This is a genomic window from Arthrobacter stackebrandtii, assembly GCF_017876675.1.
Classification (GTDB): Bacteria; Actinomycetota; Actinomycetes; order Actinomycetales; family Micrococcaceae; genus Specibacter; species Specibacter stackebrandtii.
The window spans coordinates 2,716,798-2,732,405 of record NZ_JAGIOI010000001.1; the positions used below are offsets into that span (position 1 = coordinate 2,716,798).

17 protein-coding genes are annotated in these 15,608 nt (G+C 66.4%); 11 read left to right on the forward strand and 6 right to left on the reverse strand.

Going from position 1 to position 15,608, the window contains the following annotated elements; genetic code table 11:
- Nucleotides 1-98 precede the first annotated feature (98 nt).
- The 5 genes from JOF48_RS11780 to JOF48_RS11800 all read left to right on the forward strand — a co-directional run bounded on the left by JOF48_RS11780 (nucleotide 99) and on the right by JOF48_RS11800 (nucleotide 3,626).
- On the forward strand, nucleotides 99-878 hold the full coding sequence (locus tag JOF48_RS11780) for an LOG family protein (protein ID WP_209680939.1): 780 nt from the start codon (nucleotides 99-101) through the stop codon (nucleotides 876-878).
- A gap of 30 nt (nucleotides 879-908) precedes the next feature.
- Nucleotides 909-1,397, forward strand: a complete 489-nt coding sequence (locus JOF48_RS11785) for a DivIVA domain-containing protein (protein WP_209680941.1) — start codon at nucleotides 909-911, stop codon at nucleotides 1,395-1,397.
- The gene (locus JOF48_RS11790; RefSeq protein ID WP_209680942.1) at nucleotides 1,384-1,956 is read left to right on the forward strand and encodes a DNA-3-methyladenine glycosylase I; all 573 of its coding nucleotides are present in this window, start codon (nucleotides 1,384-1,386) and stop codon (nucleotides 1,954-1,956) included. Before JOF48_RS11785 ends, JOF48_RS11790 begins: the two co-directional genes overlap by 14 nt.
- Entirely contained in the window at nucleotides 1,953-3,266 is a 1,314-nt protein-coding gene (locus tag JOF48_RS11795) for a hypothetical protein (RefSeq protein ID WP_342591225.1), read from the forward strand. The genes JOF48_RS11790 and JOF48_RS11795 overlap by 4 nt, the downstream gene beginning before the upstream one ends.
- A 192-nt stretch (nucleotides 3,267-3,458) precedes the next feature.
- A complete protein-coding gene (locus JOF48_RS11800) occupies nucleotides 3,459-3,626 on the forward strand; it encodes a DUF3117 domain-containing protein (protein ID WP_082000207.1) in 168 nt (55 codons plus the stop codon).
- 74 nt (nucleotides 3,627-3,700) lie between these two features.
- Here JOF48_RS11800 and JOF48_RS11805 read toward each other — a convergent pair whose 3' ends face one another.
- Nucleotides 3,701-4,333 (reverse strand): O-methyltransferase, encoded by a 633-nt coding sequence (locus JOF48_RS11805; protein WP_209680943.1) that lies wholly within the window; start codon nucleotides 4,331-4,333, stop codon nucleotides 3,701-3,703.
- Nucleotides 4,334-4,530: 197 nt separating this feature from the next.
- Here JOF48_RS11805 and sigE point away from each other — a divergent pair, with 197 nt between their 5' ends.
- Both sigE and JOF48_RS11815 read left to right on the forward strand, forming a co-directional pair.
- Nucleotides 4,531-5,160, forward strand: a complete 630-nt coding sequence (gene sigE, locus JOF48_RS11810; RefSeq protein WP_209684458.1) for an RNA polymerase sigma factor SigE — start codon at nucleotides 4,531-4,533, stop codon at nucleotides 5,158-5,160.
- Nucleotides 5,161-5,270: 110 nt separating this feature from the next.
- Nucleotides 5,271-5,690: a twin-arginine translocase TatA/TatE family subunit gene (locus JOF48_RS11815; protein ID WP_209680944.1), complete on the forward strand. Its 420-nt coding sequence runs from the start codon at nucleotides 5,271-5,273 to the stop codon at nucleotides 5,688-5,690.
- A 192-nt stretch (nucleotides 5,691-5,882) separates the two neighbouring features.
- Here the strand turns inward: JOF48_RS11815 and JOF48_RS11820 are convergent, their stop codons facing one another.
- From JOF48_RS11820 to JOF48_RS11830, 3 genes are read right to left on the reverse strand one after another with little or no spacing between them, the layout of a single operon-like run.
- The gene (locus JOF48_RS11820; protein WP_209680945.1) at nucleotides 5,883-7,013 is read right to left on the reverse strand and encodes a P-loop NTPase; all 1,131 of its coding nucleotides are present in this window, start codon (nucleotides 7,011-7,013) and stop codon (nucleotides 5,883-5,885) included.
- 9 nt (nucleotides 7,014-7,022) lie between these two features.
- Nucleotides 7,023-7,571 (reverse strand): DUF1003 domain-containing protein, encoded by a 549-nt coding sequence (locus JOF48_RS11825; RefSeq protein ID WP_425353715.1) that lies wholly within the window; start codon nucleotides 7,569-7,571, stop codon nucleotides 7,023-7,025.
- A complete protein-coding gene (locus JOF48_RS11830; protein WP_209680947.1) occupies nucleotides 7,564-8,847 on the reverse strand; it encodes a magnesium transporter MgtE N-terminal domain-containing protein in 1,284 nt (427 codons plus the stop codon). Before JOF48_RS11830 ends, JOF48_RS11825 begins: the two co-directional genes overlap by 8 nt.
- Nucleotides 8,848-8,982: 135 nt before the next feature.
- On the opposite strand from JOF48_RS11830, the gene JOF48_RS11835 reads away from it, so the two are divergent.
- From JOF48_RS11835 to JOF48_RS11845, 3 genes are all read left to right on the forward strand, one after another.
- The gene (locus JOF48_RS11835; protein ID WP_209680948.1) at nucleotides 8,983-9,807 is read left to right on the forward strand and encodes a YflT domain-containing protein; all 825 of its coding nucleotides are present in this window, start codon (nucleotides 8,983-8,985) and stop codon (nucleotides 9,805-9,807) included.
- Nucleotides 9,808-10,132: 325 nt separating this feature from the next.
- On the forward strand, nucleotides 10,133-10,597 hold the full coding sequence (locus JOF48_RS11840; protein ID WP_209680950.1) for a hypothetical protein: 465 nt from the start codon (nucleotides 10,133-10,135) through the stop codon (nucleotides 10,595-10,597).
- Nucleotides 10,594-10,878, forward strand: coding sequence for a transcriptional regulator (locus tag JOF48_RS11845; protein WP_342591226.1), 285 nt, complete (start codon nucleotides 10,594-10,596; stop codon nucleotides 10,876-10,878). Before JOF48_RS11840 ends, JOF48_RS11845 begins: the two co-directional genes overlap by 4 nt.
- A 116-nt stretch (nucleotides 10,879-10,994) precedes the next feature.
- Here JOF48_RS11845 and JOF48_RS11850 read toward each other — a convergent pair whose 3' ends face one another.
- A complete protein-coding gene (locus JOF48_RS11850) occupies nucleotides 10,995-12,569 on the reverse strand; it encodes an aminopeptidase P family protein (protein WP_342591227.1) in 1,575 nt (524 codons plus the stop codon).
- A 92-nt stretch (nucleotides 12,570-12,661) separates the two neighbouring features.
- Between JOF48_RS11850 and JOF48_RS11855 the strand changes: the two genes are divergently transcribed.
- On the forward strand, nucleotides 12,662-13,510 hold the full coding sequence (locus JOF48_RS11855) for a PHP domain-containing protein (protein ID WP_209680952.1): 849 nt from the start codon (nucleotides 12,662-12,664) through the stop codon (nucleotides 13,508-13,510).
- A 163-nt stretch (nucleotides 13,511-13,673) separates the two neighbouring features.
- Here JOF48_RS11855 and JOF48_RS11860 read toward each other — a convergent pair whose 3' ends face one another.
- Nucleotides 13,674-15,296, reverse strand: coding sequence for a DEAD/DEAH box helicase (locus JOF48_RS11860; RefSeq protein ID WP_425353737.1), 1,623 nt, complete (start codon nucleotides 15,294-15,296; stop codon nucleotides 13,674-13,676).
- Nucleotides 15,297-15,608 lie beyond the last annotated feature (312 nt).

Below are 15,608 nucleotides of genomic sequence, written 5' to 3' on the forward strand. Positions count from 1 at the left end.
GGATTTGGCCATGTCGGTGCGGATCGTAACGCTAACGAGACAATGTGATGCGTGCCACCGCCGCCGGGCCGCTGCCCCCGTGCCGTAGCCTAGGTGCCATGAGTTCACCAACAGGATCCAGCCGCCCCGTCCGACCCGAGCTGCGCAGGTTTGGCATCTGGCGCAAAAACGGTGCCGGCCTGGAGACCGCCGACGCCCGGCTCCTGGAAACCCCGCCCAGCAGCGACTTCACCCACACGGACCCGTGGCGCGTCATGCGGATCCAGAGTGAGTTTGTCCAGGGCTTTGATGCGCTGGCCGAGATTGGCCCGGCCATCAGCGTGTTCGGCTCTGCCCGCACCAAGCCGGAATCCCCGTACTACGCCACGGGCGTGGAGGTGGGCCGCCGGCTGGTCGAGGCCGGGGTGGCCGTCATCACCGGCGGCGGGCCCGGTTCCATGGAGGCCGCCAACCGCGGCGCCGCAGAGGCCGGCGGGCTGTCCATCGGCCTGGGCATCGAGCTGCCCTTCGAGACCGGCATGAACCAGTGGGTTGGGCTGGGCGTGGACTTCCGCTACTTCTTTGCCCGCAAGACCATGTTTGTGAAGTACGCGCAGGGCTTTGTGGTGCTGCCCGGCGGCCTCGGCACCCTCGACGAGCTCTTCGAGGCCATGGTCCTGGTGCAGACCAGCAAGGTCAGCCAGTTCCCCATTGTCCTGGTGGACAAGGCATTCTGGGGCCCGCTCATGGACTGGCTGCGGGACACCATGGTGGAACAGGGACTCGTTTCGCCTGGCGACCTGGACATTGTGCAGCTCGTGGACACGGCCGAAGAAGCCGTGGAACTGGTCATGGCCGGCCAGGCCGGCGCCAAGGTTGCCGCCCGCGAAAAGGATTGAGTTGTCCGGCGCATCTGGCACCATGGTCTTGTGACCTATTTCCTGATCTTCCTTGCCATCATTGTGGGCGCCGCCGCGGTGTTCTATGTGGTGGGCCTGAACCGGCTGGACGCTGACGCCACCGTCTACGAGGACGCCCTCGGCGCGCCCGTGGCCAGCCTGCCCCCGGTGTTGCTGCCGGCCGCGCCAGCCCCTGCCGACGTCGACCGGCTGCGCTTCTCCCTTGGCCTCCGCGGCTACCGCATGGACCAGGTGGATGAGGTGCTGGACCGGCTGCGCGACGAGCTGGCGCTCAAGGACGCGGAGATCGCCCGGCTGGAATCAGCGGCCCGGCCGGACTCGGCACTGCCCGCCCCGGTGTCTGCCGCCCGGGTTGCCGCCTCGCCGACAACCGCGGCGCCGGTTGCCAAGGCGCCTGTTCCCGCCGCCTTGAAGCACGACGGCGGTGCGCCGGCTGCCGCTGGGCCGGACGGTTCCGCCGGTGCCGGTGTGGAGACGGGCCCCGATGGCGGCCGGTAGCGACGGCCGGTCCCGCTGCAGCTGGGCCGGGATTGAGAGCGACGAAGCCTACCAGCGCTACCACGACGAGGAGTGGGGCCGCCCCGTGGACGGCGAGGCGGAGCTGTTTGAACGGCTCAGCCTGGAAGCCTTCCAGTCGGGGCTCAGCTGGCTGACCATCCTGCGAAAGCGCGAATCGTTCAGGGAGGCCTTTGCCGGATTCGACCCGGCCGCCGTGGCCGCCTTCGACGAATCCGATGTGGCCCGGCTGCTGGCCGACGCCGCCATTGTCCGCAACCGGCTGAAGATCAACGCCACGATTGCCAACGCCCGCGCCCTGCTGGCGCTGCCTGCCGGAACCACGCTGGGCTCCATCATTGCCGCCCACGCCCCACAGCTGCCGCGTCCCGCCGGGGACCCCGTTCCCGCCCAGACTGCGGAGTCCGCCCTGTTGGCCAAGGCATTGAAGAAGCAGGGATTCTCCTTCGTGGGGCCAACCACCGCCTACGCAATGATGCAGGCCATTGGCGTGGTGAATGACCACCAGCCGGGATGCTGGCTGGCACCGGACCCGGCGTGAGCGCCACGGAGGGGCCGGTGTCCGGCGAGGTCCCCGGCGCCCGTGCCGCGCCTGAAAGTGTACGACCCCCGGTCGTGGCCATGCCCGGTCACGCCAGCCCAACCGTCAACGACATGCTGTTCCTTGCACTGCGCCGCGTCCTGGCGCCGCTTCGGCACGCACCCTGGTGGCTGAAAGTTACGCTGGTCTACGCCGCCGCAAGGGTCACCAGCTTTGTCATCTTCGCCGCAGCCGCTTGGCAGTCCGACGCCACACCCTGGTACGGGCAGCAGCCCGGATATCTCGAGTTCATCGACAGCTGGGACGCCGGCTGGTACGAGAAAATCTTCAACCAAGGCTATCCGTCGGTGATTCCAAGGAACGCGGACGGATCGGCGCAGCCCAACGAGTGGGCGTTCTACCCGGTGCTGCCGCTGCTGGCCCGCGGCGTGCACTCCGTCACCGGCATGGGCTGGGCCGGGTCGGGCGCACTGGTGGCAACACTGGCAGGTTTTGCCGCGGCCCTTGTGGTGCACCAGCTCTTCCGGCACTATGCCGGCCCGGCGACGGCGCTGTGGGGCGTGGCGTTCTTTGCCTTCTTCCCGGTGTCGGCGGTGCTGCAGGTGCCCTACGCCGAATCGCTTGGCATTCTGTTCCTGGCGGCGGCGCTGCTCCTGCTCATCCGTGGCAACTACTGGGGGGCCGTCCCCCTGGTGATTCTGCTGTGCCTCTCGCGGCCGGCCGGGGTGCCGTTTGCCGCCGTCGTGCTTCTTCATCTTTTCCTGCGCTGGCGCAACCGCGGCGCCGTGCCGTTCCCGTGGACCCAGCGGCTGGCCGGGGCGGTGCTGCTGGCGGTCAGCGCCATCATGGCGTTCGCCTGGATGCTGGTGGCGTGGTGGGTGACAGGGGACCGCAGCACGTACACCGACACCGAAACGTCGTGGCGCGGGACGGGCCTGGTGCTGTTCAAGCCCTGGTTTGAGGTGGGCGTGCAGCTGGCCGGGCCGTTCTGGGGGCCGCTGCTGCCGGTGCTGTTCGCGGCGCTGGCGGGGCTGTACCTGTCGTCGCGGGCGGTGCGCCGGATCGGGCCCGAGCTGCGGGTGTGGTGTGCCATGTACCTGCTGTACCTGCTCGCGGTGCTGCACCCGCAGTCGAGCACTTTCCGGATGCTGCTGCCGCTGTTCCCGCTGGCACTCGCCGCGGCGTTCATTTCGCGGTCGCGGGCGTACCGGTGGGCGGTGCTGGTGATGTTCACCGTGCTGCAGGTTGTGTGGGTTGTGTGGCTGTGGCAGTTTGCCGCGATCAGCCGCGGTGTGGGGTGGCCGCCGTAACATGCCCGGCCCCTGCTGTAGGTGCTTGGACGGGGATTGTCAAAGGTGCCGCGGGTGTCGCGGCACGGCCGCGCCGATTAGCACCCGGGCCCCGAAGTGCGGAATAATGGGTTGTGAGCAGTACAACAGAAACGACATGCCGGGGAAACCTCCGGTGGTGTTGTGTATGCACTACGAAAAGGGGAACTCCTGATGGCGGCCATGAAACCCAGAACCGGTGACGGTCCAATGGAAGTGACTAAAGAAGGTCGGAGCCTGATCCTGCGGCTGCCGCTGGAAGGCGGAGGTCGTCTCGTTGTTGAGATGAACGCCGACGAGGCTGTCAGCCTCAAGGAATGCCTGGTTGGCGTCACTGAATAAGAATTCTTAAGCACGAAAGTGGCGGGGCGGCGTGAGCTGCCCCGCCACTTTCGGCTTTAACAGTTGTTGCGCGTTCAGCGCTTGACGGCCAGCAGCAGCCCGTCGCCGGTGGGCAGGATGGTGCTGGTGAGGGCTTCATTGTCCCGGATCATCCTGCCCACACGGCGCAGCGTGGCGGTGCCGGCCTCGCGGATGGCCGGATCCGACACCCGGTCCTTGTCCAGGGCGTCGTTGATGATCAGCAGCCCGCCCTGCTTCAGGAGCCTGACGGCCTGCTCCACATACTCCGGGAAACTTGGCTTGTCGGCGTCGATGAACACGAGGTCGTAGGCGCCGTCGGTCAGGCGGGGCAGCACATCCTGCGCCCGCCCCGAGATGGTCCTGGTCCGGTTGGCCGGGGAGCCCGATTCCGAGAAGGCCTCGCGCGCGGCCTTGAGATGGTCGACGTCGGGATCAATGGTTGTCAGGACGGCGCGCGGTCCCAGCCCGCGCAGGATGCTGACGCCGGAGACGCCGGCCCCCGTGCCCACTTCGACCGCCGTCTGTGCCTTGGAAGCGGCCGCAAGCACCGTCAGCGCGGCGGCAACGCCGGGGCTCACGGGGAACAGCCCCAGTTCATGCGAACGCTCCCGGGCGCGTCGCAGGACAAGGTCTTCCACGGGCAGGGCCTCCGTATAGGACCAGCTGGTGGATTTATCGGCACTCATGGCTTGCGTTTCCTAAACTGTTGCATTGGACAGCTCTAGCCTACTGCCTGCCGAACGGGCGCATTCTCCGGGATCGTTCAGCAAAATGCCAGCAAAGTTTGGCAGACTGTGGGAACTATTGGGAACCCCTCCCATGGCTGCACCGTTGCACCGGGCGCGGCCGGGATCCACTGAAGCGAGGTGCAGCGATGAACACCATGGCCAGTCCTGCAAGCAGTCCTGTCGAAGCCGCTTTTCCGGAGGTACAGGAATGGGTCACGCCGTCGTGGGATGAGGTGGTAGCCAACCACTCCGCCAAGGTTTTCCGGCTTGCCTTCCGCCTGACCGGCAACAAGTACGACGCCGAGGACCTCACCCAGGAGGTTTTTGTCCGCGTGTTCAAGTCACTGGCAAACTTCAAGCCCGGCACCCTGGACGGCTGGCTGCACCGCATCACCACCAACCTGTTTCTGGACCAGGCCCGGCGCAAGCAGCGGATCCGCTTTGACGGGCTCACCGAAGACGCCGAAGCGCGCCTGCCGGGCAACGACCCCGGCCCCGAACGCAGCTTTGAATTCAACAACCTGGACATTGACATTGCCGCCGCGCTGGAAGCGCTGCCGCCCGACTTTCGTGCCGCCGTCGTGCTTTGTGACATGGAGGGCCTCTCCTATGACGAGGTGGCGCATGCACTGAACATCAAGCTTGGCACCGTGCGTTCGCGCATCCACCGGGGGCGAGCCATGCTGCGTGAGTCGCTGGCCGACCGTGCCCCGGGACGTACGCGGGACGTCCGCCCTGCGCGCAAACCGCTGCTGTCGCTGCCGCGCATCGCCGGGGCACGCTAGACTTTCCCGGTAGCAGTTGTCCAAAAGAGTGCAAGTGAAGCCAAGATCATCCTCCCGCGTAAACGCTAAGGAATCGTTGCTTTGAGTGTTGAGAGGGTAATCTTCCTAACGTGTTTGGTATCAATACCCCCGAGCTGATCATCATTGTCGTCTTGGCAGTGCTCGTCATTGGCCCCACCCGGCTTCCCGGCTACCTGGATAAGCTGAAGAACCTCATCCGCGAGGTGCGCAGGATGGCTTCCGGCGCGCGTGAAACCATCAAGGAAGAAGCCGGGGTCGATATCGATGACATCGACTGGAAGAAATACGACCCCCGCCAGTACGACCCCCGCCGCATCATCCGCGAGGCGCTCCTGGACGACGACGACGTAGACGCACTCAACTCGCTAAAGACGGCCCCTGCCGCCGCGATCGCCTCGATGATGGGCAAGGACGGGGACAAGCAGGACCACTCGCCTGTTGCGGTCGAACCAGACCCCGTCCGGCTGGCCGAAGGCCAGAGGGCCCCGTTCGACGTCGAAGCCACCTAACCCTTCAGACGCCGCATCAGATAAGACGGCATTTTCCTGAACGCCGCATCACTCACTGATGCGGCGTTCTGGTTTAAATGCGCCGATCTGATGCGGCGTTGGGAAATAAGGCCGATTATCTGATGCGGCGTTGGGAATTAAGGCCGATTATCTGATGCGGCGTTGGGAAAGGAAAGATTGGGGCGGGCCGGGTCAATCGGCCAGTGTGACGCCGAGCTTCAGGCCGGCCAGGCCGCGAGGGCGCACGGCCAGCTTTGCCGCGATTGCGGTCAGGGCCTGCGCCGCGGCAGATGAGGGTTCCGAGAGCACGATCGGCAGGCCCGCGTCACCGCCTTCGCGCAGCGCAACATCGAGCGGGATCTGCCCCAGCAGGTCCACGGGTGCATTGACGGTCTGGGTCAGCCGCTTGGCCAGGATCTCCCCGCCGCCGGAACCGAAGACCTCCATGGTGCTGCCGTCCGGCAGTGTCAGGAAAGACATGTTCTCAATGACCCCGGCAACCTTCTGGCCGGTCTGCACGGCGATCGCGCCGGCACGTTCCGCCACGTCGGCAGCAGCCGCCTGCGGCGTGGACACCACCAGGATCTCCGCCTTGGGCAGCAGCTGCGCCACGGAGATCGCCACATCGCCCGTGCCCGGGGGCAGGTCCAGCAGCAGGATGTCGAGGTCGCCAAAGTAGACGTCTGTCAGGAACTGCTCCAGCGCCCGGTGCAGCATGGGCCCGCGCCAGGCCACGGGCTGGTTGCCCGCCACAAACATGCCGATTGAAATGACCTTCACGTCGTGCGCCACAGGCGGCAGGATCATCTCATCGACGCGGGTGGGGTTCTGTGTGATCCCCATGAGCCCCGGCACCGAGAAGCCGTAGATGTCGGCATCGACAATGCCCACCCGCAGCCCCCGCGCCGCCAGTGCACACGCCAGGTTCACGGTCACCGACGACTTGCCCACGCCGCCCTTCCCGCTGGCCACGGCGTACACGCGGGTCAGGGAATTCTCATCATTGAACGGAATCCCGCGCTCCGGTGAGCCGCCCTTGAGCCGTTCCTTCAGCTCGGCGCGCTGCTCCGCCGTCATGACGGTGAGCTCGACGCTGGCGTCGGTGACGCCGTCGACCTTCATCAGGGCGGCGGTGGCATCCTTGGTGATGGTTTCGCGCAGGGGGCAGCCCGCAATGGTGAGGCGGACGACGGCGCGTACCCGGCCGCCGTCGAGCGCCTCCACCGTCTCCACCATGCCAAGGTCCGTGATGGGCCGGCGCAGCTCGGGGTCGATGACCGTGGCGAGGGCGGCAAGGAGGGCTTGCTGGGACGGGGCGTTCATGGTGCTGCCTTAGGGGTTGAGGGGTGTTTCCGGCGCAGTGCGCTTGCCTTTCAGCGTATCCTCTTCTTCCTGCAGGGCGATCAATTCCTCGAGCAGGCTGCGCAGCTCCGAGCGGACAAAGTCGCGCGTGGCGACCTCTCGGAGGGAAATGCGCAGGGCGGCGACCTCGCGGGTGAGGTATTCGGTGTCGGCGAGGTTGCGCTCGTTGCGGGATCGGTCCTGCTCAATTTGCACGCGGTCGCGGTCATCCTGGCGGTTTTGGGCCAGCAGAATGAGCGGGGCGGCGTAGGAGGCCTGGGTGGAGAAGAACAGGTTGAGCAGGATGAAGGGATAAGGATCCCACTTGAGGCCGAACAGGCCGATCACGTTCAACGCGATCCACACGACGACAAAAATCGTCATATAGAGCAGGAAGTTGGCGGTGCCCATGTAGCGGGCAAAGCGTTCGGCGAAACGGCCGAAGAGGTCCGGGTCGCTGGCGAGGTTGGGCAGGAGCCGGGACTTCAGCTCCATGGGGGTGTCCAGTCCGCCGCCCTTGGTGTGGTGCCGCTCAGCCAATGCGTCCTCCCAGCTTCCTGAACGGTGCGCCGTCCTCATGGGTGCGCCAGTCCTCAGGCAGCAGATGGTCCAACAGGTCATCAACGGTCACGGCGCCCACGAGTCGGCCCTCCTTGCTGACCACCGGCAGGGAGTTCAGGTTATAGGAGGCCATGATGTGGCTGACGGTGCTGATGTCGTCCTGGTCGGAGACGGGCTCCAGGTTCTTGTCCACGAGGGTGCCCAGCAGTTCCGGCGGTGCGCTGCGCAGCAGCTGCTGGATGTGGACCACGCCCAGGAAACGTCCCGTGGGTGTTTCCAGCGGCGGGCGGCAGATGAAGATGGCCGAGGCAAGGGCAGGGGAGAGGTCTTCACTGCGGACGTGGGCCAGGGCTTCGGCAACGGTGGCTTCCGGGGGCAGGATCACCGGCACCGGGGTCATGAGCGCCCCGGCCGTGCCTTCGGCATATTGGAGCAGGCGCCGGACATCCTTGGCCTCGTCCGGCTCCATCAGCAGCAGCAGCTCCTCGGCCTTGGCCTTGGGCAGGTCCGCGAGGAGGTCGGCGGCGTCGTCGGGGTCCATCTCCTCCAGCACGTCGGCGGCGCGCTCATTGTCCAGGGCGGAGAGGAGGGTGACCTGGTCGTCCTCCGGCAGCTCGGACATGATGTCGGCCAGGCGCTCATCCTGGAGCTCGCCGGCCACCTCCACGCGGCGCTTGTCTGTCATGTCCTGCAGGGCGTCGGCGAAGTCAGCAGGCTTGAGGTCCTCATGGGTGGCCACGAAGTGGGAGGCGCTTTGCGGGGCGGCGGCGTCCTCGGTCTGGGCGTCGGCCCAGTCGATCAGCATGGTGTGGCCCCGGCGCAGCCCGCGCAGCCGTGAGGTGTTTGAGCCGCGGCGAACAAAAAGCTTCGTCACCAGCCAGTCGCCGTTGCGTTGCTGGTCCATGGCGATGTCTTCAATGACGGCGAATCCGCTGCCGTCCACGAGCGTGACCTTGCGGTCAAAGATGCCGCCGACCACCAGCTGCTCCGCGCCGCGCTGTTCAAAGCGGCGCAGGTTGACCAGTCCGGTGCAGATGATTTGCGACTGGTCCATGGACGTCAGCCGGGTCATGGGCACGAACACCCGCTTCTTGCCGGGCACCTCCACCACAATGCCGACGGCGTGCGGAGCGGAGTTGGCGCCGCGGCCCACCACAACGACGTCGCGCAGCTTGCCGAGCCTGTCTCCGATGGGGTCGAAGACGTCCAGGCCCAGGAGCCGGGCAACAAAGATGCGGGTGGGTTGTGTGCTCACAGTTACAGGCTACTTCCCCGCGCGGGCAATATCCCAAACTTCAGGACAGCGGCTGCGGGGGATGTCAGGGTTTGATCGTTTCACTGCCAGCGATACCTCAGCCAACATGCACGATTATGGTGAACAATGGAAGGCATGGCAAACCTTTTTGGACGCACCAGACCCATGAATGAGGCCCGCGCCGTTCCCACCGGGGAAACGATCGGTTCCTACATCTCCTACTTGGATGCGCAAAAGGCGGTTGATTATCTGGCGGATGAGAAGTTCCCCGTCCAGCACGTCTCCATCGTGGGCAACGACCTCAAGATCGTCGAGCGGGTGACCGGCAAGCTGAGCTATCCGCGTGTCGCCATGACCGGCGCCATGACGGGCGCCTGGTTTGGCCTGTTCATCGGGGTCATGCTCTCCTTCTTTGACTCATCCAGCAACGCCGGGGCGCCGTATTCCAATATTTTCACTGCTGTCCTCCTGGGTGCGGCGCTGTGGATGCTGTTTGCGATCATCGGATACGCCGCCCAGCGCGGCAAGCGGGACTTCACGTCCACCAACCAGGTGCTGGCCACCAGTTACGATGTCATCGTCTCGGTGGACGTCGCCCACGAGGCACGCCGCCTGCTGGCCCAGCTGCCCATGAATTCCACCGCCCCGCGCCCGCAGCCGACGCCGGGCCAGGGCTACCAGGGCCAGGGTTACCAGCCCCCGGTCCAGCCGCCCGCGCAGCCCCCGGCACCGTCCGGTCCGGCCCCTGCCCGGCCCGAAGGCTGGCACGACCCCTACGGCCCGGCAGCCCCCGCCCCTGCACAGGATGCCCCCGGGCAGGGTGCGCCGGAACGCGCGCCCGAGGAAAATCCCCGCCGCGGCCAGTTCCCGGACCTTCCCGACGGCCGGCCGCAGTACGGCATCCGCGTTGAGCCCACGGAGCAGCCTGTGCCCAAGGACCCCAACGCACCCCAGCAGTAGCGCCACCGGCAGCAGTTGCTTGCCCTTTTAGCGGGGGCACGACGGCGGGAGGTTCCCCCTTCAACGCGAGGGAACCTCCCGCCGTTGGCCGTTAAGGTCCCCTTCAGGGGATCGATAACGTAGTTGTTGGGCGAAAGTGGCGAATCGGTCCAACAACTGCGTCATCGAAGCGGTGGGGCGAGGATGTGCGGGAGAAGCCCGTGACCGGTCCGGGCGGGGGAGAAGCTGGTGGGACGGCTGCGTTGGATGGGGCCGGCGGGACGGCTGCACCGGATGTGTCACCAGCTATTGACTTTCCATAATGGAAAGTGATTGACTTTCCATTATGGAAAACGAACAGCTTGAAAATGAGCAAGACGCCCGTGCGGCCCTCGCCGCCGTGGACGAAGCCCGTGCCAGTGCCGCCGGCCTGCTGGTGACGCCGTGGTGGTACCACGTGGTCCTGGGACTTCTGGTATCCGGACTGGTGGCACTCTTGGGGCTGGCCTCGTTGCCCGTTCTGTTGGTGGGGCTTGTCCTGTACTTCGTTGGACTGTTTGGTCTGGTGCAGGCGTACAAGAAAAAGTATGGCGTCTGGAAGTCCGGGTTGAGCGGCGGCAAAGGGACTGTCGTGGCCTACCGCCTGATGGGGGTCTACTTTGCGGCCGCCGCAGTGGCTGCAGGCTTCGGCAGGTTGACCGATCTGGTCTGGCCGGTGTGGCTGGTCGTCGCTGTCATGTTCGGGGCAACGGTGGTCCTGGGCCGGCAATACGACGTTGCGCTGCGGGACGAATTGCGGAACGCACCGTGAGCGGATTGAACGAGGTGATCCACGCGCCCAACAGGCTGCGGATCTGTGCGTTCCTCAGCACGGTGGACCAGGCGGAGTTCGGTGTCATTCGGGACATGCTGGGAGTGGCCGACTCCGTGGCCAGCAAGCAGCTGAAAGTGCTTGAGGATGCCGGCTACGTGGCACTGGCCAAGCCCACGGGCCGCGGCAGGGTCAAGACCTGGGCGTCCCTGACGCCGGCAGGGCGGGCAGCCTACCGGGAGCACGTGGCGGCGCTCCAGGCCCTCATCGCCGCCGAATAGCCGCAACCTGGCCTCCGCCGTCGCCCCTAAAACATCTATGACGCAGCAGATGCACTCGGAAAGCGTGTTCCATGGGAATTTGGTGCAACTACTGCGTCATAGACGTAAGGGTGGGGCTACTTGGAGAGGCCGGCCATCCAAGCCTCGACGTCCTGCGGGGTGCGCGGGAGGGCGGCGCTGAGGTTGACCGGGCCGTTGGCGGTGATCAGAATGTCGTCCTCGATGCGCACGCCGATGCCGCGGTACTCGGCGGGGATGGCCAGGTCCTCTTCCTTGAAGTAGAGGCCGGGCTCAATGGTGAAGACCATGCCTTCGGTGATGATGCCGTCAACGTACATTTCGGCACGGGCCTGCGCGCAGTCGTGCACGTCCAGGCCCAGGTGGTGGCTGGTCCCGTGCGGCATCCACCGGCGGTGCTGCTGGCCCTCGGGGGAGAGCGCCTCTTCCGCCGACACGGGCAGCAGGCCCCAGGCGGCGAGGCGGTCGGCCAGCACCTCCATGGCTGCGGCGTGGACCTCGCGGAACTTGCGGCCCGGAACAGCCACGGCGAAGGCGGCGTCGGCGGCATCCAGGACGGCCTGGTAGATCTTGCGCTGGACGTCGGAGAACGTGCCGTTGACGGGGATGGTGCGGGTGATGTCCGCGGTGTACAGTGACTCGGCCTCAACGCCCGCATCGACCAGCAGCAGTTCGCCGGCGTCAACTGTGCCGGTGTTGCGGTTCCAGTGCAGCACGGTGGCGTTGTTGCCGCCTGCGGCGATGGTGTCGTAGCCGAGTTCGTTGCCTTCCTCGCGGGCGCGGGCAAAGAATGCACCCTCCACAACGCGCTCGCCGCGCTTGTGGGCCACTGCGCGCGGCAGTGCCTTCACAATGTCCTCGAAGCCATTGACGGTGGCGGCAACGGCAACCTTCATCTGCTCAATTTCCCAGTCGTCCTTGACCAGGCGCAGCTCGGACAGTGCCTCGGTGAGTTTGCCGTCGAGGTCGTCCAGGGCGCTGAAGTCCATGGAGTCCGGGTCCTTGGCCGTGTTGTAGCGGGCGGTGTCCACGAGGGCGTCAATGTTCTCGTCGACCTTGCGCACCAGGCGGATGGAGATGCCGCCAACGGAGGGCTCGCCAACGTTCTTGGTGACGGCCACCTCCAGGCCGGTGAGGTCCGCGGTGGGCAGGCCCAGCTTCGCCTCGAACTCGGGCAGCGTGGGGCGGGCACCAATCCAGAACTCGCCGCTGCGGGCGTCGGCGTAGAATTCCTTGGTGTCCCGGCCCGCCATGGGACGGAAGTAGAGGGTGGCGAGGTGGTTGCCGCCGTCGTCCCCGGCGCCTTCGGCAACGGGATCCATGACCAGCACGGCGTCCGGCTCGTGGTCAACGCCCAGCCCGGTCAGGTGCGCGAACGCGGAGTGCGGGCGGAAGCGGTAGTCGCAGTCGTTGGAGCGGACTTTCAGCGGACCGGCGGGGATGACCAGGCGCTCGCCGGGGAACTGGGCGGAAATGGCCCGACGGCGGCGCGCGGCATGGTCAGCCACGGCATCGCGGGCGGGAAGCCCGGCGGTGGACGGCGCCCAATTGGCGGCCATGAAGGTGCGGAAGGCGTCCGAGGAGGGGCGCTGCGAACGGTTGTTCACTCGGTCCTCAAGGGGCTGCTCGCTCGAAGGGGAGGTGTTCACGGAGGTTTGCTCTGTCTGGTTCACCCCTTAAGTCTCCCACCGCTGGCGCAAAGGGACAAAGGAACCGGCGTGCGGCGCGGCACTGGCGCGGCGGGGAACGGACGTAGGGTGGGAGGGTGAGGATCGATCTGCATGCCCATTCCAATGTTTCCGACGGCACCCAGCCCCCGGCGGACCTGGTGGCCGCCGCCGCGCAGGCGCGGCTGGACGTGCTGGCGCTGACGGACCATGACACCACGGACGGCTGGGCCGAGGCCCTCGGTGCCGCCCGCCGCCATGGCGTGGGCCTGGTCCCGGGCATGGAGATTTCCTGCAAGACAGACCGCGGCGTCAGTGTCCACCTGCTCTGCTACCTCCACGACCCCCTCAACCAGGGGCTGCTCGAGGAGATCACCAAGGCCAAGGACGCCCGGATGACCCGCGCCGAACGCATGGTTGAGCGCCTGGCCGAGGACTACCCGCTGAACTGGGACGACGTCAGCGCACACCTGGTCCCCGGCGCCACGGTGGGCCGGCCCCACATTGCCGACGCACTGGTTGCCGCCGGCATTGTTGCGGACCGGAACGAGGCCTTCGCCAACATTCTCACCTCGCACTCGCGCTACTTTGTCAGCCACTACGCTGTGGACCCGGTGCTGGCCGTGGAACTGGTCCGTGCGGCTGGCGGCGTTCCGGTGTTTGCCCACCCGGTGGCTTCGGCGAGGGGCCGGGTGGCGCCGCCGGAGGTCTTCCATGACATGGTCGACGCCGGGCTGCTGGGTTTGGAGGTCGAGCACCGGGACAACCCTCCCGAAGGCCGCGCCTGGCTGCGCCGGCTTGCGCAGGACCGCGGACTGTTCATGACCGGATCCTCCGACTACCACGGTGCGGGCAAACCCAACCTGCTCGGTGAAAACCTGACGCCGCCGGCCTCGCTGGACCGCATCCTCGAGTGGGGGACTGGCACGCAGGCGTACTTGCCCTAGGCGGGTGCAGCCGCTGGCCCGGCCGGCAAGCAACTTCAGAATTCGACAACTGCGGGTCTCGGCCACTGGACATTAAAAAATCCATGACGCAGTAGTTGCATCCGGAAAGCGGATTCCACGCTTTTTCGGTGCAACTACTGCGTCATGGATTCTTGAGGTGGGGCTAGGAGTCCTGAGCCGGCTTGTCAACCACTTCGCCGTTGCGGCGGCGGGTGCGGGTGCGCCGGGCCCGGGGTGCGCCGGTCCCGGCCGGAGCTGCTGCGCCCTCCGCCGTGGCCGGGGCAGATTCTGTGGAAGAACGACGGCGGCTGCGGCCTCCCTCGGTCCGTTCGCCTGAGGGTGACTCGTCACGGCGGCGTTCGCCGTGGTGTGCGCCGGAACGATTGCCTCCGCGGTTTCCGCCGCGGTCGCCCTCGCGGGGGCCGCGTCCTCCACGGCCGGAATCCGACCGGGGGGAGTTGCGCTTGCCGGTCTCGCCGAGATCCTCAAGCACCTCTGCGTCGATGCCGGCATGGGTGCGCATGTTGCGCGGCAGGCGGCCCTTGGTGCCCTCGGGGATGTCCAGGTCCGTGTACAGGTGCGGCGACGAGGAATAGGTTTCGACGGGCTCGGGGACGTTCAGTCCCAGGGCCTTGTTGATGAGGGCCCAGCGGGGCATGTCGTCCCAGTCGACGAACGTCACGGCCGTGCCCTTGTTGCCTGCGCGGCCGGTGCGGCCCACGCGGTGCAGGTAGATTTTCTCGTCTTCCACGCACTGGTAGTTCACCACGTGCGTGACGTCGTCCACGTCGATGCCGCGGGCGGCAACGTCGGTGGCGACCAGCACATCGACCTTGTTGTTGCGGAAGGCCCGCAGGGCCTGCTCGCGGGCGCCCTGGCCCAGGTCGCCGTGGATGGCGGCGGCCGCGAAGCCGCGGTCGACGAGTTCCTCGGCAACCTTGGCGGCGGTGCGCTTGGTCTTGGTGAAGATGATGGAGCGTCCCCGGCCGTTGGCCTGCAGGATGCGCGCGAGGACCTCGATCTTGTCCAGGTTGTGGGCGCGGTAGATCAGCTGGCGGATGTCCCGCTTGGTCAGGCCCTCATCGTCGGGGTCTGCGGCGCGGATGTGCGTGGGCTGCGTCATGTAGCGGCGGGCCATGGCCACTACCGGGCCGGGCATCGTGGCGGAGAACAGCATGGTCTGGCGCACGGCGGGGGTGCCTGAAATCAGCGTCTCAACGTCGGGCAGGAAGCCCAGGTCCAGCATTTCGTCGGCCTCGTCGAGGATGACCATGCGCACGTTCTTGATGTTCAGGTGGCGCTGCTTGAGCAGGTCGATCAGGCGCCCGGGGGTGCCCACCACCAGCTCGACGCCCTTCTGCAGGGCCTCGACCTGGGGCTCGTAGGCGCGGCCGCCGTAAATGGTGGCGATTCGGATGCCGCGGTGCTTGGACGCAGTGACGAGGTCGCCGGCCACCTGGACGGCGAGTTCGCGCGTGGGCACGATGATCATGGCCTGCGGGGCGCCCGGGGCTGCCAGTTTCTCAAAGCCCTCGTCCTTGGGTGCCACGATCCGGTTCAGCGCCGGGATGCCGAAGCCGAGCGTCTTGCCCGTTCCGGTCTTGGCCTGGCCGATGATGTCGTGCCCGGTCAGTGCGATGGGCAGCGTCATGGCCTGGATGGGGAAGGGGTGGAGAATGCCGGCCTCGGTCAGCGAGGAAACAATCTCGTGGTGCACGCCGAAGCTGGCGAACGTTTCCTTTTCTTCCTGGCGGGCCGGCTCGCTGCTGCTCAGCGTGCCGTCAATTTCAACGTTCTCGTTGCCGTCTTCTGCCTGCAGCAGGGAATCTGTCTCAATGCTCAAATGCTTACCATTCAATTCGTCTATACAAGGTGCCGCCAACCGGGCTCAACGCTGGCACAAGAGGCCTCACGGAACCGCAGGGGAGCGGCACTACCTTAGGGAAGCCGATCGCGGGCTAACAAAAACGTGTCCTCCCGCCGCCAGAAAGGCGGGTGCGGGAAGAGCTGATAAGACGCGCGCAGGGGCGGGCTTGTTGAATCAAAAACTGACAATCAACGACCGGGCATCCATGTCTACACCACTTAGTCTAGCCTC